Annotated in this window: 19 protein-coding genes; 5 read left to right on the top strand and 14 right to left on the bottom strand. The window is 71.5% G+C overall.

Annotation, left to right across the window (positions count from 1 at the left end; translation table 11 throughout):
• Positions 1-53: 53 nt before the first annotated feature.
• Both O3X23_RS01880 and O3X23_RS01875 read right to left on the bottom strand, forming a co-directional pair.
• Positions 54-1565: a carboxyl transferase domain-containing protein gene (locus O3X23_RS01880; RefSeq protein WP_269269256.1), complete on the bottom strand. Its 1512-nt coding sequence runs from the start codon at positions 1563-1565 to the stop codon at positions 54-56.
• A 40-nt stretch (positions 1566-1605) separates the two neighbouring features.
• A complete protein-coding gene (locus tag O3X23_RS01875) occupies positions 1606-4482 on the bottom strand; it encodes an NACHT domain-containing protein (RefSeq protein ID WP_269269255.1) in 2877 nt (958 codons plus the stop codon).
• Between the two features lie 213 nt (positions 4483-4695).
• Between O3X23_RS01875 and O3X23_RS01870 the strand changes: the two genes are divergently transcribed.
• A complete protein-coding gene (locus O3X23_RS01870; protein WP_269269254.1) occupies positions 4696-5715 on the top strand; it encodes a lytic polysaccharide monooxygenase in 1020 nt (339 codons plus the stop codon).
• Between the two features lie 72 nt (positions 5716-5787).
• Here the strand turns inward: O3X23_RS01870 and O3X23_RS01865 are convergent, their stop codons facing one another.
• Entirely contained in the window at positions 5788-6216 is a 429-nt protein-coding gene (locus O3X23_RS01865) for a MarR family winged helix-turn-helix transcriptional regulator (protein ID WP_443047675.1), read from the bottom strand.
• Between the two features lie 103 nt (positions 6217-6319).
• Here O3X23_RS01865 and O3X23_RS01860 point away from each other — a divergent pair, with 103 nt between their 5' ends.
• Positions 6320-6694: a cupin domain-containing protein gene (locus O3X23_RS01860; RefSeq protein WP_269269252.1), complete on the top strand. Its 375-nt coding sequence runs from the start codon at positions 6320-6322 to the stop codon at positions 6692-6694.
• Here the strand turns inward: O3X23_RS01860 and O3X23_RS01855 are convergent.
• The 8 genes from O3X23_RS01855 to O3X23_RS01820 all read right to left on the bottom strand — a co-directional run bounded on the left by O3X23_RS01855 (position 6687) and on the right by O3X23_RS01820 (position 15986).
• A complete protein-coding gene (locus O3X23_RS01855) occupies positions 6687-7547 on the bottom strand; it encodes an esterase/lipase family protein (protein ID WP_269269251.1) in 861 nt (286 codons plus the stop codon). The two genes, O3X23_RS01860 and O3X23_RS01855, sit on opposite strands and share 8 nt — an antisense overlap.
• Before the next feature lie 109 nt (positions 7548-7656).
• Positions 7657-8907, bottom strand: a complete 1251-nt coding sequence (locus O3X23_RS01850) for an MFS transporter (RefSeq protein WP_269269250.1) — start codon at positions 8905-8907, stop codon at positions 7657-7659.
• Positions 8908-8978: 71 nt separating this feature from the next.
• The gene (locus tag O3X23_RS01845) at positions 8979-9983 is read right to left on the bottom strand and encodes a slipin family protein (protein WP_269269249.1); all 1005 of its coding nucleotides are present in this window, start codon (positions 9981-9983) and stop codon (positions 8979-8981) included.
• Between the two features lie 159 nt (positions 9984-10142).
• On the bottom strand, positions 10143-11111 hold the full coding sequence (locus O3X23_RS01840; RefSeq protein ID WP_269269248.1) for a helix-turn-helix transcriptional regulator: 969 nt from the start codon (positions 11109-11111) through the stop codon (positions 10143-10145).
• Between the two features lie 140 nt (positions 11112-11251).
• Complete coding sequence (locus O3X23_RS01835; RefSeq protein WP_269269247.1) at positions 11252-12280, bottom strand: S1 family peptidase; 1029 nt, start codon at positions 12278-12280, stop codon at positions 11252-11254.
• 223 nt (positions 12281-12503) lie between these two features.
• Positions 12504-13241, bottom strand: coding sequence for a DUF1684 domain-containing protein (locus O3X23_RS01830; protein WP_269269246.1), 738 nt, complete (start codon positions 13239-13241; stop codon positions 12504-12506).
• 142 nt (positions 13242-13383) lie between these two features.
• Positions 13384-14319 (bottom strand): LLM class flavin-dependent oxidoreductase, encoded by a 936-nt coding sequence (locus tag O3X23_RS01825; protein ID WP_269269245.1) that lies wholly within the window; start codon positions 14317-14319, stop codon positions 13384-13386.
• Between the two features lie 494 nt (positions 14320-14813).
• The gene (locus O3X23_RS01820) at positions 14814-15986 is read right to left on the bottom strand and encodes a DUF5685 family protein (RefSeq protein WP_269269244.1); all 1173 of its coding nucleotides are present in this window, start codon (positions 15984-15986) and stop codon (positions 14814-14816) included.
• A 290-nt stretch (positions 15987-16276) separates the two neighbouring features.
• Between O3X23_RS01820 and O3X23_RS01815 the strand changes: the two genes are divergently transcribed.
• Positions 16277-16720 (top strand): cell division protein SepF, encoded by a 444-nt coding sequence (locus O3X23_RS01815; RefSeq protein ID WP_269269243.1) that lies wholly within the window; start codon positions 16277-16279, stop codon positions 16718-16720.
• Between the two features lie 233 nt (positions 16721-16953).
• Positions 16954-17709, top strand: coding sequence for a polysaccharide deacetylase family protein (locus O3X23_RS01810; RefSeq protein ID WP_269269242.1), 756 nt, complete (start codon positions 16954-16956; stop codon positions 17707-17709).
• 33 nt (positions 17710-17742) lie between these two features.
• On the opposite strand, the gene O3X23_RS01805 is transcribed toward O3X23_RS01810, so the two are convergent.
• The 3 genes from O3X23_RS01805 to O3X23_RS01795 form a co-directional block, all read right to left on the bottom strand.
• Complete coding sequence (locus tag O3X23_RS01805; protein ID WP_269269241.1) at positions 17743-18945, bottom strand: acyl-CoA dehydrogenase family protein; 1203 nt, start codon at positions 18943-18945, stop codon at positions 17743-17745.
• Between the two features lie 53 nt (positions 18946-18998).
• Complete coding sequence (locus tag O3X23_RS01800) at positions 18999-20723, bottom strand: MFS transporter (RefSeq protein ID WP_269269240.1); 1725 nt, start codon at positions 20721-20723, stop codon at positions 18999-19001.
• A 212-nt stretch (positions 20724-20935) separates the two neighbouring features.
• Positions 20936-22591: a glycosyltransferase family 39 protein gene (locus tag O3X23_RS01795; protein WP_269269239.1), complete on the bottom strand. Its 1656-nt coding sequence runs from the start codon at positions 22589-22591 to the stop codon at positions 20936-20938.
• Positions 22592-22967: 376 nt separating this feature from the next.
• Here O3X23_RS01795 and O3X23_RS01790 point away from each other — a divergent pair.
• Positions 22968-23950: phosphatase PAP2 family protein (locus tag O3X23_RS01790; protein ID WP_443047672.1), on the top strand; the 983-nt coding region annotated here is incomplete at its 3' end.

Below are 23950 nucleotides of genomic sequence, written 5' to 3'. Positions count from 1 at the left end.
TCCAGCCTACGACCCCCCGATGAGAGGAACGGCCCCTCGCATCGGTGCCCCTCCTACAGTCCGAGGTTCCGGTACCTGGCCCGCCGGGCGGCCAGCCGTTCACCGCGGTCGCGGGCCCGCAGGGCCGCCAGCTCGGCGCCGAGCAGACCGCCGAGCCGGCCGAGGAACGCGTCGGGGTCGTCCGCCGCGTCGGGGGTCTCCTCGACGATGGTGTCGACGATCCGGTTGGTGAGCAGATCGGCGGAGCTCACGCCCTGCCGCTCCGCGACCTCGAACGCCCGGTCCGTCGTCCGGTAGAGGATCGCGGACGCGCCTTCCGGCGGCAGCGGTGAGAGCCAGGCGTGCCGGGCGGCGATGACGCGGTCGGCGGGCAGCAGGGCCAGCGCGCCGCCGCCGGCACCCTGACCGAGCAGCAGGCAGAGCGTCGGGGCCCGGAGGGTGACGAGGTCGGCGAGGCAGCGGGCGATCTCCCCCGCGAGGCCGCCCTCCTCCGCCTCCCGGCTGAGCGCCGCGCCCGCGGTGTCGATGACGGTGAGCAGCGGCAGGTCGAGTTCGGCCGCGATCCGCATGCCGCGCCGCGCCTCCCGCAGCCCGGCCGGACCCAGCGGGGCGGGCCCGGCCTCGCCCGGGCGCCGGTCGTGACCGAGCACGACGCAGGGCGTCGCCCCGAACCTGGCCAGCGCGAGCAGCAGCCCGGGGTCGCGCTCCCCCGCGCCGGTGCCACTGAGCGGGGTGACCTCCCGCCCGGCTCCTTCCAGCAGCGCCCGCAGCCCCGGCCGGTCCGGCCGGCGCGAGCGCCGGATCGAGTCGGCGGTGGAGACCACGGGTCCCGCCCCCGGCGTCCCGGCCTGGCCATCGCCGGCCGGGACGTCGTCACCCGCCTCCCCGCACAGCACGTCCAGCGCCCGCGCCGCGACCTCGGCCAGCTGATCCGCCGGGAGTACCGCGTCGACGAGGCCGTTGGCCAGCAGGTTCTCCGCGACCTGAACGCCGGCCGGGAACGGCTCGCCGTACAGCGCCTCATGGACCCGCGGGCCGAGGAACCCGATCAGCGCCCCCGGTTCCGCCGCGGTGACATGACCCAGCGATCCCCACGACGCGAGCACCCCGCCGGTGGTGGGATGCCGCAGGTACACGAGGTAGGGCAGCCGCTCCGCCTTGTGATCGGCGATGGCGGCCGCGACCTTGACCATCTGCAGGAACGCGATGGTGCCCTCCTGCATCCGCGTTCCGCCGGAGGACGGGGAGGCGAGCAGCGGCAGCCGCTCCCTCGTCGCCCGCTCCACCGCGGTCACCAGCCGGGTCCCGGCCGCGACCCCGATCGACCCGCCGAGAAACCCGAACTCCCCCGCGATCAGCGCTACCCGCCGCCCCCGGATCCGTCCCTCACCCGTGACGACGGACTCGTCCAGTCCGGTACGCAGCCGCGCCTTCTCCACGTCGGCCCGGTACTCCTCCGCCTCGGGCAGCACGGTGACGGGCTCGTCCCACCGCCGCCAGCTCCCCGCGTCGACGGCGGCCTCGATCAGTTGCAGCGCGGCAGGCCGTCGGCTCGTCTCAGTCATCCCGCCACCCTGCCACGGGGTGCCCTCGCGGGCGGCGGTGTCAGGACACGACGACGTTCGGATCGTCCCAGTTGAACAGGGACGTGTCCCCGTCGGCCCACGACCTGATCCGATGGACGTCCGCAGCGTTCAGCCGCGACATTCCGCGCGGGAGGCGCTCGGAGTTGGCGGATCTCCGGGCCCACAGGAAATCGCCGACCACCGGGACGGGGCGGATGACGTCGATCGACTGCGGTTGATGCTCCACCACGATTTCGCAGAACGCCATCGCCAGGTAAGCCAGGCCCGACGCCGCTTCGGGCGAGTACCGTGATGAGCGGAGCAGCGATCGTGAAAGATTGCCGACCACGCGTTCCTCCGGCTGGAACAACGTGTACGGCGGAATGGGCGGCTCGCTCGTCTCGAAGCGGTACCGGGCCTGCGCTGTCAGCCCCTCCAGGATACGGAGGCAGCGGTCGACAACCGCGGCGTCGGTGGTGGGCGATGCCATCCGGCCGAACAGCCACGTCGCGGTACACGCGGCGCCACCCCCGCGTATCGTGTAGAGACTGCCCTCGTAAAGACGCAGTAGCTCCATGTTGACCGAGTTCCTGGTATCCAGGTCCACCAGGCCCTCGCGGAGGCATATCTCCCATATCCAGGGATGCCGCAGGACGGTCTGGGCAAAGGTTACCGGGCTCTCACGGTCAAGACGCAGCAGAGAATCCCCTATCATTCTCTGGATGGCGTCGGCGTGCCGGAAGTCCCAGCGCATCAGGTGCTTCGCAATGGAATATCCGGACACCCGCGTCATGGTGGAGATCACCCCGTCCGCGACCAGCTGCAACGCCGAGCCGTTGAGCATCACGATGTCCGAGCTTTTGGCCAGGAACTCGATGACGGCGTTCCTGCGGGACGGCGGACTCGCCTGTTCGGCTTTCAGGCAGTGCGTATAGACCTTCGAGGCGCCGTAGGGAAACTTCTCCCCGGCGAGCGAAAGGCAGATCTGCGAGAAGATCTCCAGCCGGCCGGCAGCGATGTTCGTCCGGATCTCGGTCGCCACCTCTTCCGACGTCTCCGCATGCCTGACCAGGTACTGCGCGGCGAAATACTCCTGGAAACTCTGGTGCGTGAAGGAGAAGCGCTCCTCTCCGGGGGCTCCCCCTGCCATGTCCGTGAACATCCAGGCCCGGCCACGGCACAGCGCGAGCATGCGACGCGCCAGTTGTCTGGCTTTCGCAGCGTCCGGCACCGCTTCCCCCAGGAGGTTCTCGGTGGCCAGGGCGAGCACCTGCGGCTCGGTCACACCATCCCGGTACTCCGGCTTCAGCAACGTGTTGTAGGCGATCTCCGCGAGCACGACCTCGAAGGCTTCGAGGTCCCATGTCGATTCGCCGATGCCCCGGTGTGAATCCCACGTGCGGAGGAGGAGTTCGACGCACTTCTTGTAGATCTTCGGCCGACTTCTCGGAATTTCGTTGTAGCCCGCGTGCAGGAGGCAGATGACGGCCAGCATGAGGGGGTTCTCCCGGAGGTCCGGGATCGTGTCGCTGTGCTCCATGAAGTTCGCGACCAGTTGCGGCACGGTCTTGTCATGATGACCGGTGCGGGTCCGCCGGGTGAACCACTTCGTCGAGTACTCCTCCACCTGATCGTCGGTGAACGGCTGCAGGACGTAGTCACAGAAGATCTCCTGGTCCAGACGGACGGCGGAGTATCCGAGACGGCGGGACGTCACGAGGATCCGCGTGAGGGGATAGGCCATACCGGCGGCCTCGATGACTTCGCTGACGTCCCTGCCGCGCACCGTCACCGGAAGCTCGTCGAGTCCGTCGAAGATGACAAGTGCGGAGCCGTTGAGCAACAGCTCCTCCACCATCCCCGGCGGAGCCGGCTTCTGGTAGACATCGGTCAGCACCCGCTCGATCTCGGTGACCACGTTGAAGCCGTTCCGGCGGAAACGCATCTGCCGCACCTTGAGCAGGAAGGCGATCTGTTCGCCCTCCTCGCTCCATTTGCAGGCGAGCACCTGGCTCATCGTGGACTTTCCCGCCCCCGGGTCACCGAGGATGACCGTGCGGTCCAGTTCACCGAGAAACTCCTGGAAACTGCTCTTCCATTTCGGGCTCTGCACGGCAGAGCCCTCGACGTCGCCGAGGTGCTCGATGTTCAGCAGCGCGAGCGCGGGTGCGACGAATATCTCGGAGTAGTGGATGAGCGTTCTGAGCTCCAGGTCGGGCAGCTCGATCTTCTCGTTCCGGATCCGGAACGATTCGACGTAGTCCTTCCGCCAGCGGTCGCCGTCCTTCTTGCTCGCGCGCTCCGGATTCGCCACCAGAAAGGCGTGCCGCTCGATGCTCGCCAGGATGGGCAGGGCAAGGGTCTGGCTCGCCCAGGTGAACCCGTCGTGCGACTCCGCGAGAGCCTTCTTCATGAGAACCGAGGTCTCACGGCATGACTTGTCCACAGTTGCGTAGAAGGACCGAAAGAAGGAGAGGAACTGCGGCGACTCCTCCGCAGCCAGGGATTCGGCGAAGAACACCCGCATCGCCTCTTCGATGCGATTCCCGTGCTCCTTCCACGGCTGCCCCAGATCCTCGACCGCGCGCTCCTCACGGTTCTCCCCCTGGCGCCAGTCGTCGTCGGCGCAGAGGTGGACCGCGATGAGCTGACGGGTGAGGGCGGTGAACGTGGGCTTGCTCGCGACCTCTTTGAGCTGGGCGTAGGTGACGCCCGCCGGCAACTCGGCGACCAGCCCCAGCGCGTTGATCTCACCTCGGTGCACACCGCTGACCTGAGCCAGGATGCCGGAGACGTCACGTGGCTTGGCGATCTTCCGCTTCACCAACTCGCGCCGGAGCCGCCCGGTCAGGGGTCTGGCGGCCTCACCGGCGAGCCTTCCGGCAAACGACGCGAGAACACCGGTAACAGGATCCATGACTCCATCATGGGACGGGTGTCGGCGCCTGTCAGGCGGTCAGCGGGACGTGATCCCGCAGCTGTCGCGCGTCCTACCTTTGGCGACGCATAGCGACGGCTTAACGCGCCCATAAAGAAACGGTTTTCGCAGCTCGCGCGGGGATTTCGGCGGGTGGGCGGGGCTAGCGTGCTGGTCGTTGGGACCGTGTCACCGTCGAAGGAGATCCCCGGAATGACCGTACGTCGCAGGGCTGCCGCAGTCGCTGTCGTGGGCTTCGTGCCGCTGGTGCTGACCGGGCTGGCCTCCGCTCCCGCGAGCGCGCACGGCTCGATGTCGAATCCGGTCAGCCGGGTGTCCGCCTGCTACGCGGAGGGTCCGGAGAGCCCGAAGTCGGCCGCGTGCAAGGCCGCCGTCGCGGCGGGCGGGACGCAGGCGCTCTACGACTGGAACGGGGTGCGCGACGGTGAGGCGGGCGGCCGGAGCCGGTCCAAGGTGCCGGACGGGCAGCTGTGCAGCGCCGGCAACGCGGAGTACAAGGGGCTCGACCTGGCGCGGGCCGACTGGCCGGCGACGGCCATGAGCGGTGGGTCGTTCACCTTCAAGTACCGGGCAACCGCCCCGCACAAGGGCTCGTTCGACCTCTACATCACCAAGGACGGCTACGACCCGTCGAAGCCGCTCAAGTGGTCGGACCTGGAGACGAAGCCTTTCGCGTCGGTCACCGATCCCACGCTCACCGACGGCAGTTACGTGTTCTCCGGCAAGGTGCCGCAGCGCACCGGCCGTCACCTGATCTACAGCGTCTGGCAGCGCTCGGACAGCCCCGAGGCCTTCTACACCTGCTCGGACGTGGTCTTCGGCAAGGACAGCGGCGGTTCCGCCCCGACGTCGGCCACCCCCTCGCACGGCGCTTCGCACAGCGCGCCGGCCACCGCAGGGGCGACACCGGCCACGGCCGCGCCGTCCGCGCTCTCCGAGGCGCAGATCGCCGCGGGCGCCTCGAAGTCCACCGTCCACCACGACCACACGGCGGCCCCGACCACCCCCGCCGCGGCCGGTGACGCGCCGAAGGCCGACGGCTCCGCCGCGCCCGTGGCGAACGCGGAGGACACGAAGCTCGCCGAGACCGGCAGCTCCAGCAGCACGGGCCCGCTCGCCGTCGGCGGGGCCGCGGTGATCGCGGTCGGGGCCTCGGTGCTGCTCGCCACCGTGCGCCGCAGGGCCGCCACGGCGGGACGCCACCGCTCCTGACGATCGCCCCCCTGAACCGGTGCCGCTGTCACCCCACGGGCAGCGGCACCTTCGCGTTCCGGGCGCCGGGGGCTACCAGTTGGGCCGGATCGGGCCGCCCGGTGCCAGCCGGGCCAGATCGTCCCGCAGAGCCCGCAGCCGGCGCTCACCGAGAAGAGCGGCCCAGGGGCGTACGGCGTCGGCGGCCGCCTCTTCCGCGGCGCGGGTGCAGGCCCAGCCGCGGTCGGTGAGGACGACGAGCCGGGCACGGGCGTCGTCCGGGTGCGGACGGCGCTCCACGTAGCCCTTGCGGACGAGTTCCTCGACCATCTGGCTGGCCGCCTGGCGGGTGACCCCGAGATGTTCCGCCAGGTCGGCGGCGGTCGCACCGAACGGCGCGAGACGGGCGAAGGCGAAGCCGTGGGCGGGCCGGATGTCGTCGAAGCCCCGGGCGACGACACCGTCGTTGATCACGGCGGTGAGACCGCCGGCCGCGGCGAGCAGGTTCGCGGTCAGGCTCATGGCGTCAGCATTGTTCACCGGAGCAGCTTGACACATTGCGCAAGCTACTTGACTATATAGACAAGTAGCTTGCGCAAGTGACTTGACCATCAGGAGATGACGCATGCCCTTCGTTACCGCCACCGAAGCCGTCGTTCACGAGATGCACGGCGTCCGTTTCGTCTCGTACATCCTGCCCGCCCGCGGCAGCGAGGAGCTGTGCGCCTGGCGCGGCGAGATACCCGCCGGCACCGCCGGGCCCGCTCACACCATCACCCGCGAAGAGGTCTTCCTCGTCCTGAGCGGCTCGGTGCGGTTCAGCATCGACGGCGAGGTGTCCACCCTGGAGCCGGGCGACGCCGCGGTCGCGCCCGCCGGTTCCTCCCTGAGCGTCAGCAATCCCACGGAGGAACCGGCCACGATGTGGGTCACCACCAGCGTGGGCCTGCGGGCCGTGCTCGCCGACGGCACCGCCATCTCGCCGCCATGGGTCAGCTGAGCACGGAGAGACAGGTCGTGCGGGTCGCGTGGGCGGGGTCGAGGGCGTTGGCCGCCTCATGGAAGGCGATCCGGTCGATGAGGCCGATCGCGACGTGCTCGGAGAGGTCCACCGGGCACAGGTCCTGCAGCAGGACGTTGCGGACGTCCGGCCCGGACAGGAACTGCGACGCGTACGGCGTGACGACCTCGTCGTACCGGGTCGCAATGACGGTGTAGCGCACGCCGGGGACGGTGTCGCCGCCGGCGTTGAGGGCCTGCATGAAGGCGGATCCGGCCACCTGGTCGGCGAGCCCGGGGACGATGGAGTGGATCGCGTCGGCCGCCCCCGGGAAGTACGGGAGCAGGTTGGCGAGGCCGTTGAGGCTGGTCCCGTGGTTGTCGGGAGCCAGGCCGACCAGGGCGTTCACCTTCGACGCCCCGCCGAGGAACTTCAGGTACCAGCGCGGCATCATGCCGCCCTGGGAGTGCCCGACGAGGTCCGCCTTCGGCGCCCCGGTGGCCGCCAGCACCCGGTCGGTGAAGTCCGCCAGCTGCTGCGCGGAGTCCGCGACCGGGCCGAGCCCGTCGAAGAACGGGACGCCCGGCAGCTGGCCGTAGTCGAACGAGTAGACGCAGTAGCCCCGCACCACGAGGTAGGGGGCGAATCCGAGCCAGTTGTCGGTGCCGTTGCCGAACGTTCCGTGCACGAGCACGACCGGCCGGGGGTGCGCGGCGGAGGGCCGGCACGAGAAGTCGTTCCATCCGCTGGACGGGGCCGAGTGTGCGGTCGCGGCGGTGGCCGCGGTCGGGGTGACCGCCACCGCGCACGCCAGGGCCAGCGCGGTGAGCATCCGCTTCCAGGGCAGCCTCATGTGATCTCCTCGCAGGTCAGGGGAGTTGCAGCACTCCACCCACGCTGTGATCCGGATCATGACTTGTTACGTTCACGTCAACTTACGCGCCAGTAGCAAGACCTGCTAGTTACGCGTCGGTAAAGAATTGACCACCTTGGGACGGCACGGCGCCCACCCCGTCCGCCATCCCGTCCGTCTCCTCGGCCGGAACCGTGCGCAGGCAGTACGCGGCGGTCAGCACTCCCGCCGCACCGACGGCCACGAGCAGCAGGCGGTGGTCGACGACCGCGACGAGGCCCGCGCCCACCAGCCCGCCGACCGCGGTGGGCGCGAAGACGAGCGTGCTCGCGGTGGCCGCGACCCGGCCGATCAGTTCGGCGGGCGTCTCCCGCTGGACGGCGGTCAGCGCCGTGATCAGCACCCACGGCAGCCCGACCCCGATCGCCGCGCCACCCGCGAGGGCGGCGGAGGTCCACGGCGTGGCGCGGACGGCGATCCCGAGGGCGAACAGCAGCATGCCGGTGGCCGCGAAGACCCGTTCCGGCATCCGCCGCAGCAACGCGCCCGCGACCACTCCCCCGACGACGGAGCCCGCGCCCTGCACCGCGTACAGCACGCCCACGAAGGCGGGCGGACGGTGCAGGCCCGCGTCGACCACCGCGTAGATCGCGGAGCTGGCGAGCGCGGACAGCAGCATCGCGATCGAACCGACGGCCACCAGCCGGCGCAGCAGGGGGTGCCGGCGCAGGTGACGGACGCCCTCGGCGGTCTGTTCACGCCAGCCCGACGCCGCCGGCGCGGGCGCTTCCTCCCGCACCCGGACCCTCGCGAAGACGGCCGCGGCGAGGGCGAAGGTGACGGCGTCGAGGAGGGCGACGGAGCCGCCTCCGTAGCGGACGTACAGACCGGCGCCCGCGAGGGGGGCGAGGAGCTTCATGGCCTCGTTGGCGGTCATCCGCAGCCCGTTGAAGTCGCCGCGCAACCCCTCGGGGACGGTGGCGGTGACGACGGCGGCCTCGGCCGCGTCGCACAGCACCGACGCGGTCCCGTACAGGACCAGCACGGCGAACAGCAGCCAGACCAGGTCCGCGGTACGGACCACGAGCAGCAGCGGCAGCAGGGCCGCCATCGCGGCGTTGACCAGGATCAGCAGCGGACGGCGGCGGACCCGGTCGACGAGGGTGCCGAGCAGCGGCCCGGCCAGCGTCGGGGCCCACAGGCAGACGCCGACCAGCGCCGCGAGGCTGCTGGAGCCGGTCAGGGACTTCACCCAGATGCCGGCTGCCAGCATCATCGCCGAGCTGCCGAAGCCGGAGACCAGCACCCCGCCCAAGTACGTTCCCGCGTCGCGGTCGCGCAGGACCCCCCATGCCGTCATGACTCCCAATCTAATGCTTGGGGGTCACGGCGGCAATCAGCGGGCGGCGGCGCGAAGGCGTACGGGCGGCGTCACTCCCCTTCCCGTGCCGGGGAGTTGCTCTCGATCGGGCTCTCGATCGGGACCGGCGTGGACACCGGCGGAGAGACGGGCGCGGGGTCGGCGGCGGGCACCACGGCGGGAGGCGCCGGCGCCGCGGTCGCGGCCTCGGGAGCGGCCAGGACAGCGGGAGCGGTCGATGCGGCGGGAACGGCGGGCGTGGGGGCGGCAGGCGCGGCGGGAACGGCGGGCGTGGGGGCGGCAGGCGCGGCGGGAACGGCGGGCGTGGGGGCGGCGCGCTCCAGGAAGCGCAGCAGTTCGACCGGGAAGGGCAGCACCAGCGTCGAGTTCTTCTCCGCCGCGACGGCCACCACCGTCTGCAGCAGCCGCAGTTGCAGGGCGGAGGGGTTGTCCTCCATCTGCATCGCGGCCTGGGCGAGCACCTTCGACGCCTGCAGTTCGGCGTCCGCGTTGATGATGCGGGCGCGGCGTTCGCGCTCCGCCTCGGCCTGCCGGGACATCGACCGCTTCATGGCCTCCGGCAGCGACACGTCCTTGATCTCGACGCGGTCGATCTGCACACCCCAGCCCAGCGCCGGGCTGTCGATCATCACTTCCAGGCCCTCGTTCAGCTTCTCCCGGTTCGACAGCAGCTCGTCCAGATCACTCTTGCCGATGATCGAGCGCAGCGAGGTCTGGGCGACCTGGGACACCGCGAAGCGGTAGTCCTCGACCTGGATGACGGCGTCGACGGCGTTGATCACCTTGAAGTACACGACCGCGTCCACCTTGACCGAGACGTTGTCGCGAGTGATCCCGTCCTGCCCCGGGACGGGCATCGTGACGATCTGCAGATTGACCTTCCGCAGCCGGTCGACGAACGGGATGATCATGGTGTAGCCGGGGGCCTTGGGTTCCGATCTGAGCCGGCCCAGCCGCAGCACCACACCGCGCTCGTACTGCCGCACGACCCGGGACGCGGCCGCCAGATAGACGACCCCGGCCGCGAGGCCTGCGGACACCAACTCCACGATCATCGCAACCCCCTGCCGTATACACGTGCAGTTCCTCCAGCGTACTGCCGGAACCCCCGCCGGGCGCCGGTCGTACGGGCGCGGTGGCGCACGGCAGGGGCGCGGGAGCGGCACGGGACGGCGCCCCCGCAGGAGGCCGACCCCCTGCCGGCCCGGCATCCGTCAGTTCCGGGGCGTCCGGTCCGCGGCGCGCAGCATCCGGGCGGCCACCGCCCGCAGCCGGTCGGCGAGCTCGGCCGGCTCGTGCACCTCGAACTCGGCGCCGAGCATGGCGATGAAGACAGCGAGGGCTTCGAGGGACTCGGCGCCCGTCCGCAGTTCGCAGGTGCTGTCGTCGATCGCCTCGATCGTGCCGAAGCCCGTCCAGCCGAAGTCGGCGACCTCCCCGGCCGACATGTGGAGGGTGATCCGCGCCTGGTGGCGGTAGGCCCGGGTGGTGACGCCCTTGGCGACGTACGCCGCCGCGTCCTCCGGCGGCTCGCGCGGGGTGAAGCGCGGCCCGCTGGGGGACTTGGGGTCGATCCGGTCGACGCGGAAGATCCGCCAGTCCTCACGGCTGGTGTCCCAGGCGAGCAGGTACCAGCGGCGCCCGTGGTTGACCAGGCGGTACGGCTCGACCGTGCGGCGGCTGGAGGTCCCGCTGTGGTCGCTGTAGTCGAAGCGCAGCCGTTCGCGGTCACGGCAGGCCGCGCCGATGACGGTCAGCACGTCCTGGTCGACGGTCGCCCGGCCGGGCAGCGGCGTGTGGACGGTGATCGCCTGCATCGCCTGGACCCGGTGCCGCAGACGCGACGGGAGCACCTGCTCCAGCTTGGACAGCGCCCGGACGGAGACCTCCTCGATCCCGGCGACGGTGCCGCCCACGCCGGTGCGCAGACACAGCGCGACGGCGACGGCCTCCTCGTCGTCCAGGAGCAGCGGCGGCAGCGCGGCGCCGGCGCCGAGCCGGTAGCCGCCGGCCGTGCCGGGCGCGGCGTGCACCGGGTAGCCGAGGGTCCGCAGCCGGTCGACGTCGCGGCGCACCGTCCGGGCGGTGACGTCCAGGCGTTCCGCGAGGTCGGGGCCGGTCCAGTCCCGCCGGGACTGGAGGAGCGAGAGCAGACGCAGCAGCCGCGCCGAGGTCTCCAACATGCGGTCAGTCTGCCAGGCGTCGCGGACAGCTACTGACCGCATGTGCCGACGGTTCCCGGACACGGCAGAGCCCCCGCCGGCAGGTCGGCGGGGGCTCCGTCCTGTCGCTGCAGGCCGTTGCCAGGGTCGGTTCGACCGCGTCAGTAGACGCTGACTCCGTAGGCGCTGAGCGCTTCGGTGACCGGCTGGAAGTACGTCGTCCCGCCGGAGGAGCAGTTTCCGCTGCCGCCCGAGGTGAGGCCGACCGCGATGGAGCCGTTGTAGAGGGAACCGCCGCTGTCGCCCGGCTCGGCGCAGACGTTGGTCTTGATCATGCCGTAGACGACGTCGCCGCCGCCGTAGTTGACGGTGGCGTTGAGCCCGGTCACCGAGCCGCTGTGGATGCCGGTGGTGGAGCCGCGGCGCTTGACGGGCTCACCGACGTAGGCGTTGCCCGCGCTGGCGATGTCCTGGCTGCCGACGGCGCCGGCGTGCGCGATCGAGGTGTTGGTGTAACGGACGATCCCGTAGTCGTTGTTCGGGAAGCTGGTACCGGTGGTCGGGCCGATGGAGGTGCCGCCGGATGTGGTCCAGGCCGGGGAGCCCTCGGTGCAGTGCCCCGCGGTGAGGAAGTAGTACGTGCTGCCGCTGCGGACGTTGAAGCCGACCGAGCAGCGCCACGAGCTGGTGTAGACGGCGTCGCCGCCGGAGAGCAGCTTGCTGAACTTTCCGGCCACGCGGTGGATGGTCACGGCGTCGCCGTAGCTCGCGGTGGCCCGGGTGAGCTGGGCCAGCTGGGCGGCGGTGACCCGGCTGTCGACGCTCACGTCGAGCTTGTTGGTCAGCGGGTCGACGGACCATGCCGTGCCCGCGATGTCGGCGGACTTGGCGGCCTCGCCGGCCTTGTTGAGCACTGCCGAGCTGAATCGGACGGTCCGGGGCGTCGCCCCGGCGGCCCGTACGGCGTCGGCCGCACCGGCCGAGGTGACGTTGACGACGGTGCTCTTCGACGCCGCGTCGTAGTAACTGCCCGCGGTGGCGGTCGCGCCGAGCGAAGTGGCGACCGCGGCGGCGGTCTCCGGTGATGCCGTGGCCGTGGGGGCGGCGTTGGCGGCGGGCAGGGTGAGCGCGGTGACGGCCACCAGGCCGGACGTCACAGCGATCAGGCCGGCGCGTCGGGTGATTTTCATTTGTTCCTCCTGTGGGGGGTGGAGGTCAGCTCGGCCTGTCGGCGTCGACACCGATTAACGAACTCGACGTGACCCTGACAAGCACTGGACGGGAGTATTCAGAGCCCGCGCGGAACACACAAGGGCGCCTTTCGGCCGCGCCGGTCCGACGCGAAGGCGCCCCGCGGACCCGGCGGACCGCCGGAGCACACCCGGACTGACAACGGTTCGGCCGCCGTGCGGCTCAGCGGGTGAGGACGCGGCTCTCGCCCGCTTCGAGCGCGAACGGCAGCGTGTTGCCGGGCGGCGGGAACGGGCACACGAACGCGTCGGCGAAGGCGCACGGCGGGAGCAGCGTCCGGTTGAAGTCCAGCACCACGCGGCCGTCCGCGGCGGGCGCGTGGGTGCGCAGGAAACGGAAGCGATAGCTGCTCCTTCCGCTGGTCGCGTCGGCGATGACGCCCCAGAGCGTGCCGTCCTGCTCGACCGCGACGGCGAGCGAATGCTCCGTGCCGTCCACGGTGAACGTCAGTTCGCCGCTGACCCCCAGGCCGCGCTCCCGGCCGTCGGCGTGCGGCACCAGCACGGCGCGGCCCTCGGGGTACGGGCGGAAGACCGCGGACAGCACCCAGCGCTCGTCGTAGTCGAACGCGTCGATCCCCGCGAACCCACGCCGCGCCTCCGCGGCCGGGTCCCAGATCCGGACGGCCAGCAGCCCCTCGCGGTCGATCGCCACGATCCGCTTCTCGCCGAACAGCACCGGCTCGCCCTCGGGTTCCAGCCGCCCCAGGACCCCGTCGTTCTGGTGGACCACCGAGCCGTCCTGCTCCCGCCATTCCCCCGGCAGCCCGGGGATCCTCCCGTCCTCGGCGTCGGCGAGCCAATACGTGCCGGTCAGGGCCAGTGGCCCGTACGGTGCGGCGACCGACTCGGCGCGCCGCTCGCGCCAGTTCTTCCAGTCCTGCTCAGTCTCGGTACTCATGGTCATCAACCTTCCATAGCGGCTGCCGCAGGCCGGGCTGCTCGCGCGGCGTCGTGCCCCCCGTACTCCGGTCGGCGGCTGCTCTCCGGCCTGGGGAGTGGGGTGGTGGCCGGAATTGACCCGTCCGGATCGCCGAGCGCGGTCACCCCACCGAACGGCCCTCCGCCCGGCCGGCCGGCCGGCTCACCGCACGGCTCACCGGCTGGTCGAGACCGAGGTGTTCGCGCAGCGTCGTGCCGGGCTGGAAGCGGCGGAACAGTCCGCGCTGCTGGAGCACGGGCACGGTCGCGTTCACCAGTCGGGCCAGATCCCGCCGCGGATCGGCGGGCCGTACGTGGAAGCCGTCGATGATCCCGTCGCGGCGCCAGTCGCCGAACAGGTCGGCGAGGACCACGGCGTCGGCCGGGTCGAACAGTTCGACGGCGAGCGAGGCCAGCACCGTGAGCCGGTCCGGGTCCCGGCCGTAGGCCGCCGCCCGGCGGCGCAGGTCGGTGCGGGCCTCGTACGCCATCCGCTCGGAGTGCGGGCCGCCGACCCGTACGTACGCCACGTCCGCGTGCCGCGCGGCCGTCTCGCGCGGCCCCTCCAGCGTCGCGTCGACCGCGATCACCGGCCGCCCCTCCGACGGTTCGGGTCCGGCTGACGTGACGTCATGGAGCCCGGCGGCGTTCTCGGGGCCGTCCCGCGGCGGGGTGGTCGCAGCGGCCGTCCCGGGGTCCGGGACCAGCGGCGTCCAGCCGGCCCGGCCGCGGCTGACCCGGTCGAGGAGCACGATCCCCGCCGGGACGGGGACCGGCCCGGGGTGCGGGGCGGTGACGGCCGCCACCAGACCGATCCGGTCGGTGGCGGGGGCGACCTGGGTGAGGACGGCGAGCGCGTCGAACCGTCCGGCACTGCCGCCGGCCGGCGGCGGGGAGTCGTCGAGCGTGACGAAGTCCAGTGCGCCCCGCTCGGCGAGCCGGGCGAGTTCGACGTAGTAGGGGACTTCGTACCGTTCCCGGTGCTGAGCTCCGCCGTCGACCGCGAAGGCCAGGTGCAGCGGGCGGATGGGCCGATGGCTCGGAGGGATTTCTGACATGCGGGAGACTCCGTGGACACACAGAAGGAGCACGGGAGTTGCCTTCACGCACGCCGCGTCCCTCAACGCGGCCGGGCCGTCACGACCTTGCCCGAGGCTAATCCCCCAGCGTCACCCACTGTCAAGGGTGTCCAACTGGTGGGCACCGCGTCTCAGCCTGGTTGACGGATGGGGACGGCTGCTGTTCCACTGGCCGCATGCGCAGCTGTCAGTTGGTGACCCGCGACCACATCGACTTCGGTCGGGTGTGGTCGGCCTCGTGTTGTCGCTGACCTCGTAGGGCCCGCTCGGCCGGTCCTGGCTCCGCCCCCGCCCCGCGCACATCGCGCCGCCGCGGCCGCCCCACCTCGAGCCGCCCGCGGCTCTTCCGCAGCTCCCCCGTCAGCCCGGTCTTCCTTCACGTACGCGCACCGCCTTCTCTCCCTCCCTCGTACGCACCTTTCGAGTTCGAGAAGGACCCGCAGCCCCCTGCTCCTCCTACCTCTTCGACACGCTCAACACCCGCAGTCACAACCGCAATCGCAGCAGTCGCACCCATCACAGCAATCGCAGGAATCGCAGCAGTCGCAGTCGCAGTTCGAGCACCAGCCCTCGCGTCGGCTGCCGTTCCACGGATCCTCGTAGTGGTCCCGGCAGCACAGTTGGCAGGTGCAGCAGAGACCGCTCCACACCGCGCACCCGGCGATCAGCCCCCGTCGGCGCGGCGGCTCGGGCGGCGGGAAGTTGTTGGGCGGGAAGCCCGGCCCGCCGGGCGCGTACGGGCTCTGCCCGGGACCGTACGGATTCCCGCTCGCGTGCGCGCACGAGCCGCCGAAGGCGCGGTCCACCGAGCGCCGCAGCTCATGGGCGAGCAGCAGGTGCACGAGCCGGCCGTCGGTGAACTCGGCGTCCTTCAGCGCGAGCCGCACCCCGTGGACCGCGTCGTCGCACAGCCGCCGCGCCTCGTCGCGGCCGGTGCCCGTCGCCGTCAGCGGGTTCCACGCGCCCGACGCGGCGTCGGCCGTCTGGTCCTCGACCGCGTCCAGCAGGTGCGCCAGCCGGCCGAAGAGCCGGCCGGCCTCCTCCAACGGCACGCGGTTCCCCGGCCGTCCGGCGAGGACCGCCGTGTAGCCGAAGGCCGCCGCGGTCGCCGTTTCGGTCGGCTCGGTGACGGTCAGCAGCGGAGTGCCCGTCCTGGCCAGCGCCTCGATCCCGCCCTGCCGGTCCACCGCGTCCACCAGGACCGCCGTGTCGAACCCGAGCCCGCCGCCGGTCCGCGCCCCGGCCCGGTCCCAGCGCCGGGCGACGGTCCGCGCCGCCGCCGCCACCGGCCGCCGCGCCATGGCGCCGTCCCGGTCGTCGATGTGGTCGCGCATCTTCGCCGACGCGAGCACGAGCGAGACGGCGGCGGCCAGCCGTGCGCCCTCGCCCGTCGCCACCGGCGCGGTGCGCATGCCGCGCAACGGACAGGGCCCGGCGGTCCGCCGCCACTTCGCCGACGCCTCCGCGCCCGGGACCTGGGCCTCGACCAGCGCCGAAATGATCAGACCGTCGTAGTTGGTGGCCATCCGGGCCAGCTGCCCGTGGTCGTCGCGCAACGCGAGGCACAGCCCGCACAGGTGCGCCATCCAAGAAGTGGCGAGTCCCTCCGACATCCGGTGGCGACACGGCCTGATAATTCCGAACAACGCTCCCCCAGCGACTTCATCGTACGATCGGCCCGACATGCTATCGATGGAACGATCTCATGACCGGCGTACCGCCGTCCGGCCGCGGCCCGTCACCCGGAAGAGGGGAGCGCTCCCATCACTTCGTCACCTTCCGTACGCCTATGGCTCCCTGACTTCCCGACACCTATCTTGTGCACCAGTACCGTCACAAGTCCCCGGGGTGGCGGCTATCCGCTTGGCGCATCATCGGCATCATGGACGACCATAGGGGTACGGGCGATATCGACCGTGTGTGAAAGGAGGCGTCCATGGGTTCGGTTCGACGAGCGAGTGCCTGGCTGGGCCTCGTCGACGACAACGGCGACGAAAGCTACTACGACGAGGAGTACGCCGACTACGGCGAGGGATCCGAGCGCGGCGACACCTGGGTGACCGACCCCAGGGTCCAGGTGGCGAGTGAGACGGCCGAGGAACAGGGCCGCCAGATCGCCACGGTGACCCCGGACGGTTTCCGGGACGCCCGCGGCATCGGTGAACTCTTCCGCAAGGGTGTCCCGGTGATCGTCAACCTCACGGGTATGGAGTCGACCGACGCGAAGCGCGTCGTCGACTTCGCGGCCGGCCTCACCTTCGGGCTTCGCGGCTCGATCGAGCGCATCGCCACTCGTGTCTTCCTGCTGACCCCCGCCGACTACATGGTCCTCAACGCCGAGTCCAAGCGCGGCGCGGACGGCTTTTTCAACCAGAACTGATCAACCACGCTCAGCACCACGGAAGCACGGTATGGACAACGCTGTGAGCAGCCTGGGAGCCGTCGTCAACGGTCGTTGGTAGTCGTCCTTGGTCATCCTCGGACGGCCCCCAGGCGGCCCTGCGGTGAAGCTGCATCCGGCGGCCGGAGCCTTGGCGTGAGTCTTTTCCGGCACCGTGACCACACCGGCGCGTCCGTCATCGAGCCGGGCAGTCGCCCGCGCAGACTGGCCCCATGCCAAAGACGCCCTGTTCGCTGCCCCGCCGCCGCTTCCTTTCCGTGAGCGCCACAGCGCTGCTCGGTTTCGGTGCCGCGGGGGCGGCGCCGGCGGCCGCGCGGGCCCGGCGGGTCCCCACGCCTGAGACCACGATCGACGCCGGTCCCCTGGTGATGGCCCTCACCTTCGACGACGGCCCCAGTCCGCAGTACACACCGCAGGTGCTGGACGTCCTGCGCGGCCACGGCGTCCATGCGACGTTCTTCGTGTGCGGCGACAACGTCGGGCTGTACCCGGACGTCGTGCGCCGCATCGTCGCGGAGGGACACGTGGTGGGAAACCACAGCTGGTCCCACCCCCACCTCAGCGACCTGTCCGCGGCGGAGGTGCGCGACCAGATGCAGCGCACCCAGGACGCCGTCGCCAAGGTCGGCGGGCGGGCGCCGGTGCTGTTCCGTGCCCCCTACGGCGACTTCGCGGACGCCTCCCTGGCCGTCTGCGCCGACCTCGGGCTGCGCCCGATCTCCTGGTCGGTGGACCCGGCGGACTGGGCCAACCCCGGCTCCGCCACCATCGCCGACCGGGTCGTCGCCGGTGCCGCCACCGGTGCCATCGTGCTCCACCACGACGGCACCGAGGGCGGCGACGACAATCCCGAGCCCGGCAGCGGCGGCGACCGCTCGCAGACGGTGACCGCGCTGAAGAGCTACCTGCCACGGCTGATCTCGGCGGGCTACACGTTCACCACCCCTGACGCCCACCCGCCACGTTAGAACGGGGGCGCCCTTCCGCTGAGCCGGGCAGGCTCAGCGGAAGGCGTCGAGTCCGGTGAGCGCCTTGCCCAGGACCAGCTGGTGCATCTCCACGGTGCCCTCGTAGGTGAGCACGGACTCCAGGTTGGTCGCGTGCCGCATCACCGGGTACTCCAGCGAGATGCCGTTGGCCCCGAGGATGGTGCGCGAGGTGCGGCAGATCTCGATCGCCTCGCGCACGTTGTTGAGCTTGCCGAAGCTGACCTGCTCCGGGCGCAGCCGCCCGGCGTCCATCCGCGTGCCGAGGTGGTGGGCGAGCAGGATGCCCTTGTGCAGCTCGACGGCCATGTCGGCGAGTTTGGCCTGGGTGAGCTGGAAGCCGCCGATGGGCCGGCCGAACTGCTCGCGGGTCTTGGCGTACTCGCGGGCCGACTCGAAGCTGCTGCGGGCCGCGCCCATCGCGCCCCAGACGATGCCGTAGCGCGCGTGGCTCAGACAGCTGAGCGGGCCCTTGAGCCCGGCCCCCTCGGGGAGCACGGCGTCGGCGGGCAGCCGCACGTCGTCCAGGACGAGTTCGCTGGTGACCGAGGCGCGCAGGCTCCACTTGTGCTTGATCTCCGGCGCCGAGAAGCCGGGGGCGTCGGTGGGGACGACGAAGCCACGAAAGCCTGGATTGTCGGGGGCGTCGTCGGTGCGGGCCCAGACCACCGCGACCCCGGCCACCGAGCCGTTGGTGATCCACATCTTGCGGCCGTTGAGCACCCAGTCCGTACCGTCGCGCTTGGCGTGGGTCCGCATCCCGGCCGGGTCGGAGCCGTGGTCGGGCTCGGTGAGACCGAAGCAGCCGATGACCTCGCCGGAGGCCATCCTCGGCAGCCACTCCTGGCGCTGCTCCTCGGAGCCGAAGCGGTGGATGGCGTACATCGCCAGCGATCCCTGCACGGAGACGAGCGAGCGGATCCCGGAGTCGGCCGCCTCCAGTTCCAGGCAGGCCAGGCCGTACTGGACGGCGCTGGCGCCCGCGCAGCCGTAGCCGGTGAGGGACATGCCCAGCGCGCCGATCGCGCCGAGTTCGCGGGCGAGTTCCCGGATGACGGGCAGCTCGCCGGCCTCGTACCAGTCGGCCACGTACGGCAGGACGCGGTCCGCGGCCCAGTTCCTGACGGTCTCGCGCACCGCGCGGTCCTCGTCACTGAGCAGATCGTCGATCCCGAGCGGGTCGTACGGGTCGAACGGCGGCAGCGCGCTCCCGGACATGGCGGTCTCCTGGGTGAGCTCCGAAGGGTGATCTACAAAGGTCGGGGACGACGCTACGTGCGTGCACCCGCCACGTAAAGACCCGCCTGCTGTTCACTCGCGGACACCAGTCGTTCGGCGTCGGGGGCGTGGTGCTGTGCGGGCACCAGGTGGTGGTCCGGGTGCTCGGTGAGGGGCGGGCGGCGCCCGTCGGCGGGCACCCCGGCTCCCTCCGCTTTCGCCAGGAGGGCGCCGCAGTCCATCACGCGCGGCAGCCGGAGCGCGGCGAGCGCGCCCAGCAGGAGCAGTCCCGCGCTGACGACGAGGGTGATGTGCAGCCCGTTCACGAAGGAGTGCCGGGCGGCCTGCCGCAGCGCGGCGCCCGTCGGGCCGCCGAGCCGGCCGGAGACGTCGTACGCCTCCCCGAGCGAGTTCCCGGCGGCGGCGCGGTCGGCGGACGGCACTCCGGGGACGTGCGCCATGCCGGGACCGTACGCGGCGTTCATCACGCTGCCGAGCAGCGCGATACCCATGCCCGCGCCGAGTTGGTAGGAGGTCTCGCCGATGGCCGCGGCGCCGCCCGCCTGAGCGGCGGGGGCCTCGCTGAGCATGGATTCGTACGCCCCGAAGATCGTGGTCTCCAGGCCGAATCCGAGCAGCACGAAAGCGCCCGTGAGCAGCATCGGCCGGTCGGTCTGCCCCATCAGGGTCAGCGACAGGACGGCGACGGCGGTGAGCACGAAGCCGATGCCGACCATGGCGCGTGGCCCGAACCGGTGCAGCAGGCGCGAGCCGCACAGTCCGGCCGCCATCGCGGCGAAGGTCAGCGGAAGCAGCCGGAGCCCGGTCGCGAAGGGGCTGAGGCCGAGTACCAGTTGCAGGTACTGCACGGCGATCAGTTCGAGGCCGACGAGCGCGAGCATGGCCAGGACGATGCAGCCGACGGAGGTGCTGAACGTCGGGCGGGAGAACATGCCGATGTCTATGAGCGGGTGTTCGCGGCGCTTCTGCCGGCGCACGAAGAGCACCATCAGGACCGCGCCGACCACGAGGGGACCGAGCGCCCCGGGGTCGAGCGGGCTCGCCCCGCCGCCGAAGCGCTTGACCCCGAGGACCACGCCGAGGACGCCGAAGGCCGCCATGAGGGCGCCGAGCACGTCCCACGGGCCGCAGCCCTCGCCCTTGGACTCCGGAAGCAGCCAGCGCGCGAACGGCAGGATCACGACCATCAGCGGGATGTTGATGAGGAAGACCGATCCCCACCAGAAGTGCTCGACGAGGAAGCCGCCGAGCACCGGCCCGATCGCGGCGCCGACCGCGGCGACCGCGCTCCACACGCCGATGGCGACCGCGCGCTCGCGGCGGTCGGGGAAGACCTGGCGCAGGATCGACAGCGTCGCCGGCATGATCATGGCGCCGCCGACCCCGAGCAGCGCCCGTGCGGCGATCAGGACGTGCGCGCCGGTGGCGAACGCGGCGAGGGCCGAGGCGACACCGAAGAGCCCGTAGCCGATCAGCAGGATCCGGCGGCGTCCGACGCGGTCGCCGAGGGTGCCGAAGAGGATCAGCAGGGAGGCGGCGACGAGCGGATAGGCGTCGACGATCCACAGCAGCTGTATCGCGCCGGGGTGCAGGTCCTCGCTGAGCGCGGGGACCGCGACGTGCAGCACGGTCGCGTCGAGCGCGACGAGCAGCAGGCTCACGCACAGCACCACCAGGACGGTCCAGCGCCCGGCCGGACGCTGATGCGGTGGGACGGCTGCCGGCCTCACCGAGCCGACCGTTGTCGTCCCAGTCATCTACGTACCTCCCAGCGGGGTGCTCTCACTACCTCGGAACTGGACGTCGCTGCACCATTCCGGTTGACCGGCGGTGAAGGCGAGTGAGACGACAGAGTACGCCAGGTGGAGGTCTGGTCATGTGGGCCACCTCACCTTGACGGAATGTCCCGCTCCGGGGGCGGCCGGGGCGGCGGTGGCACGAGGCCCTGGGGGGCCTGGGCGGGAGCGGGTCAGCGCAGGGTGATGACGGTGGCGGTGCCCAGCGATCCGGTGGTGCGGATGGTGCGGGTGGTGACGGAGCGGCCGCCGATGAGTTCGCGCAGCGCGGCGGCGCCGGGCTGCAGCCGGCCGTGCCGGAAGAGGACGAGGCTCACCTCGGTGCCCGCGGGGAAGCCCCCCTCCGCCGCGATACCGGTCTCGGCGGCCTGGGCGTACGTGATCGCGTCGCACCCCGAGTACCAGCCCATCTCCGGCTCGTATCCGGTGACCAGCAGGCAGGGACGGTCCGAGGCGAGTCGTTCCGCCACCGGGATCGTCGACTCGCGCTCCGCGTTCGGCGCGGGCATCGCCCCGTGCGCCACCGACATGGCGGTCGCCGGGACGGTGACGGCGGCGAGCAGCGCCACGGCGGTCAGCACGTGTGCGGACCAGCGGCCGGTCAGCTCGGCGACGGCCTGCACGCCGAGGATGGTGAGCAGCACCACCGACAGGTAGATGAAACGCGGCTCTCCGTCGGTGGCCACTCCGAGCAGGACCATGACAAGCACGGCCGTCGCCCCGAGGAACACCTTCCGGCGGGCCGTCCGGCCCTCGGCCCCGGTGCTCCGGCGCCGCCGGAGGGCGGCACCCGCCGCGTAGAGCCCGGCCGCCATCACCACCGCGCCGAGGTCGCCGGCCAGCCGGTACGGGAAGATGCCGAGGTAGTAGACGAATCCGTCGCCCACGTAGGCGCGGTTCGCGTGCGAGGTCGCGGAGAAGACCAGCCCCAGCGGCCAGCCGGCGACCTTCGTCGCGTAGACGAAGTGCGGCACCAGGCCGGCGAGGAAGACGGCCGTGGCCACGGCCAGCCGACGGCGCTGCGCCAGCCAGGCGCGCGGTCCATAGGCGGCGAGGGCGGCGATCGCGATGGCGACGAGGTTCCCGGCGACGCCGTAGCGCAGGTAGAACGCGGCCAGGGCGAAGGGCGGCACCCACAGCAGGGCGCGCGAGGACGGTCGCTCCTGCGCCCTCGTCAGCAGGTACACCACGATCAGCAGCAGGCCGGTGGAGCCGATGTCGTTGAGGAATTCGGGGAGCCGGCGCAGGAAGCCCAGCCCGCCCAGGACCAGCAGCGCCGCGACGGCCGCCCGGCGCGGGGTGGTCCAGCGGGCGGCCACGACGTAGGTGACGGTGAGCGTGAAGAGCGCCAGCACGAGCGCCACCGCCCGGACCGCGCCGACGGTGTCGCTCAGGGCCAGCGCGATCCGGCCCAGTACGGGCAGACCGATCGGCCGGTAGGTGCCCCAGCCCGCGTCCGGGGTGCCGTCCGCCCAGGACCGCGCCTTGTCGGCGTAGACCGCCTCCTCGTGCCCGAGATACGGCTCCTGGTCCTGCAGCGCGGCCCAGACCACGGCGGCCGCCACCAGCACCGCGGCCGGGGGCGCCCAGGACGGGACCCGGTGCAGCCGGACCACGAGCCAGGACAGGGCGTAGGGCGGTTTGCGCCCGGCCGTCGCCCAGGGGCGGGCCAGCACCCACGCGGGAGCGGCCACCAGAAGGAACGGGAGGGGCTGCCACCCGGGCAGCGGGCCGCCGATGCCGATGGCCGGCAGAACCTGCTGGACGACCGCGGCCGCGGTGAACACGACGGCGACGACGAGTGCCGACTGCCTCCCGGGGCGGACCACGGTGTTGCTCCTCTGGTTCGTGGGGCGGCTGTCGCGTGCTTCGATCGTGACGCTGTGTCAGCAAGTGGACCGAAGGCCCAGGTCACGCACCTGCCGCCGCAGCGGCCCCAAACGCTATCGCACGTCCCCGGTCGCATGATCACCGCGGCGTCCCGCCATTCGGACGGGAAACAACGCACATCGTTGAGGGTAATAGCCGATAAAAAGGCGGTTGTGATGTGAGTATCGACACCCGAACATAAAATCCAGAGTTCACAAATTTTCACTGATTCTGTGACCGGCAATGGAACGGGTGAGACGCACTCCACATCACATCGTCATTACAAAGCAGCTCGTTCGGCCGAGCTCTGCTGTCACACGCTGTAACGTCGATTCGGTGCGAACCGATGAGAAGCTCCACCGACCGGCGGAGTACCCGACCACACGCGACCTTCCGCGTATGAGCCGAACACGCCTCTGGCTGTTCGGCTCGACGCTTGCGGTCTACGTGGCCATCGTCGTGGGCGTCGTCACTTCCTCGAAGCTCGTGACGCTGGACTGGCAGGTCATGCTGTGGCGCCCCTACAAGCAGTGGCCCCAGATCCACGCCGCCCTGGACTACTTCGTGGTCCTGGGACAGCGCGGCCCGACGGCCGTGATGGTCGCGGCCTGGCTGGGCTGGCGTGCCTGGCGGCAGCGCAGCCTGCACCCGATGCTGGCCCTCGGCGCCTCCCTCCTGTTGCTGAACATCACCGTTGGCGCCGTGAAGTACGGGCTCGGCAGGCTCGGCCCGCACTACGCCACCGCTGTGGGATCGCCCGAACTCTTCGCCGGCGGCGATATATTTCCCTCGGGACACACCGCCAACGCGGTTGTGACCTGGGGCGTTCTGGCATATCTGGCGACCACCCCGCGGGTGCGCCGGTGGGCCTCGGTCACCGCCGCCCTGCTGGCCCTCGGGGTCGGCATGACGACCATCTACCTCGGTACGCACTGGGTCAGCGACGTCCTGCTCGGCTGGGCCGCCGGCCTGCTGGTGCTGCTCGCGCTGCCCTGGTTCGAGCCCGCGATGGCCTGGGCCGAGGACTTCCTGGTGGCTGCCTGGAACCGGCTCCGGAGTGGTTCCGACCTCGCTCCCGTCCCGGCCAGGGCGTACGGCGGGCACCCCGGCCTGGTGACGCAGCGCACCTCCAAGGGGGGCGCCCAGCCCACCCTGGAGCCCGTCGGCGCCACCGCGGGCGTCCATCCGGTCGCCACGCCGCACGCCCCCGGCCGGCCGCCGACCGGCCGCCACGAGCGCACCCCCGTCACCCCGACGGGCAGCCGCCGGCCGCCCGTCGAACGGCCCTCCCGCCCCATCCCGCTCGCCCACCATCAGGT

It is taken from the genome of Streptomyces sp. H39-S7, from assembly GCF_027158205.1.
Classification (GTDB): Bacteria; Actinomycetota; Actinomycetes; order Streptomycetales; family Streptomycetaceae; genus Actinacidiphila.
The sequence above is the reverse complement of the archived record's forward strand: the minus strand, read 5'-3'. Positions and strand labels throughout refer to the sequence as shown.

Coding starts and splice junctions, on each gene's coding strand:
- O3X23_RS01880 (WP_269269256.1), bottom strand. CDS start 1,565: ATGACTGAGACGAGCCGACGGCCTGCCGCGCTGCAACTGATCGAGGCC.
- O3X23_RS01875 (WP_269269255.1), bottom strand. CDS start 4,482: ATGGATCCTGTTACCGGTGTTCTCGCGTCGTTTGCCGGAAGGCTCGCC.
- O3X23_RS01870 (WP_269269254.1), top strand. CDS start 4,696: ATGACCGTACGTCGCAGGGCTGCCGCAGTCGCTGTCGTGGGCTTCGTG.
- O3X23_RS01865 (WP_443047675.1), bottom strand. CDS start 6,216: ATGAGCCTGACCGCGAACCTGCTCGCCGCGGCCGGCGGTCTCACCGCC.
- O3X23_RS01860 (WP_269269252.1), top strand. CDS start 6,320: ATGCCCTTCGTTACCGCCACCGAAGCCGTCGTTCACGAGATGCACGGC.
- O3X23_RS01855 (WP_269269251.1), bottom strand. CDS start 7,547: ATGAGGCTGCCCTGGAAGCGGATGCTCACCGCGCTGGCCCTGGCGTGC.
- O3X23_RS01850 (WP_269269250.1), bottom strand. CDS start 8,907: ATGACGGCATGGGGGGTCCTGCGCGACCGCGACGCGGGAACGTACTTG.
- O3X23_RS01845 (WP_269269249.1), bottom strand. CDS start 9,983: ATGATCGTGGAGTTGGTGTCCGCAGGCCTCGCGGCCGGGGTCGTCTAT.
- O3X23_RS01840 (WP_269269248.1), bottom strand. CDS start 11,111: ATGTTGGAGACCTCGGCGCGGCTGCTGCGTCTGCTCTCGCTCCTCCAG.
- O3X23_RS01835 (WP_269269247.1), bottom strand. CDS start 12,280: ATGAAAATCACCCGACGCGCCGGCCTGATCGCTGTGACGTCCGGCCTG.
- O3X23_RS01830 (WP_269269246.1), bottom strand. CDS start 13,241: ATGAGTACCGAGACTGAGCAGGACTGGAAGAACTGGCGCGAGCGGCGC.
- O3X23_RS01825 (WP_269269245.1), bottom strand. CDS start 14,319: ATGTCAGAAATCCCTCCGAGCCATCGGCCCATCCGCCCGCTGCACCTG.
- O3X23_RS01815 (WP_269269243.1), top strand. CDS start 16,277: ATGGGTTCGGTTCGACGAGCGAGTGCCTGGCTGGGCCTCGTCGACGAC.
- O3X23_RS01810 (WP_269269242.1), top strand. CDS start 16,954: ATGCCAAAGACGCCCTGTTCGCTGCCCCGCCGCCGCTTCCTTTCCGTG.
- O3X23_RS01805 (WP_269269241.1), bottom strand. CDS start 18,945: ATGTCCGGGAGCGCGCTGCCGCCGTTCGACCCGTACGACCCGCTCGGG.
- O3X23_RS01800 (WP_269269240.1), bottom strand. CDS start 20,723: ATGACTGGGACGACAACGGTCGGCTCGGTGAGGCCGGCAGCCGTCCCA.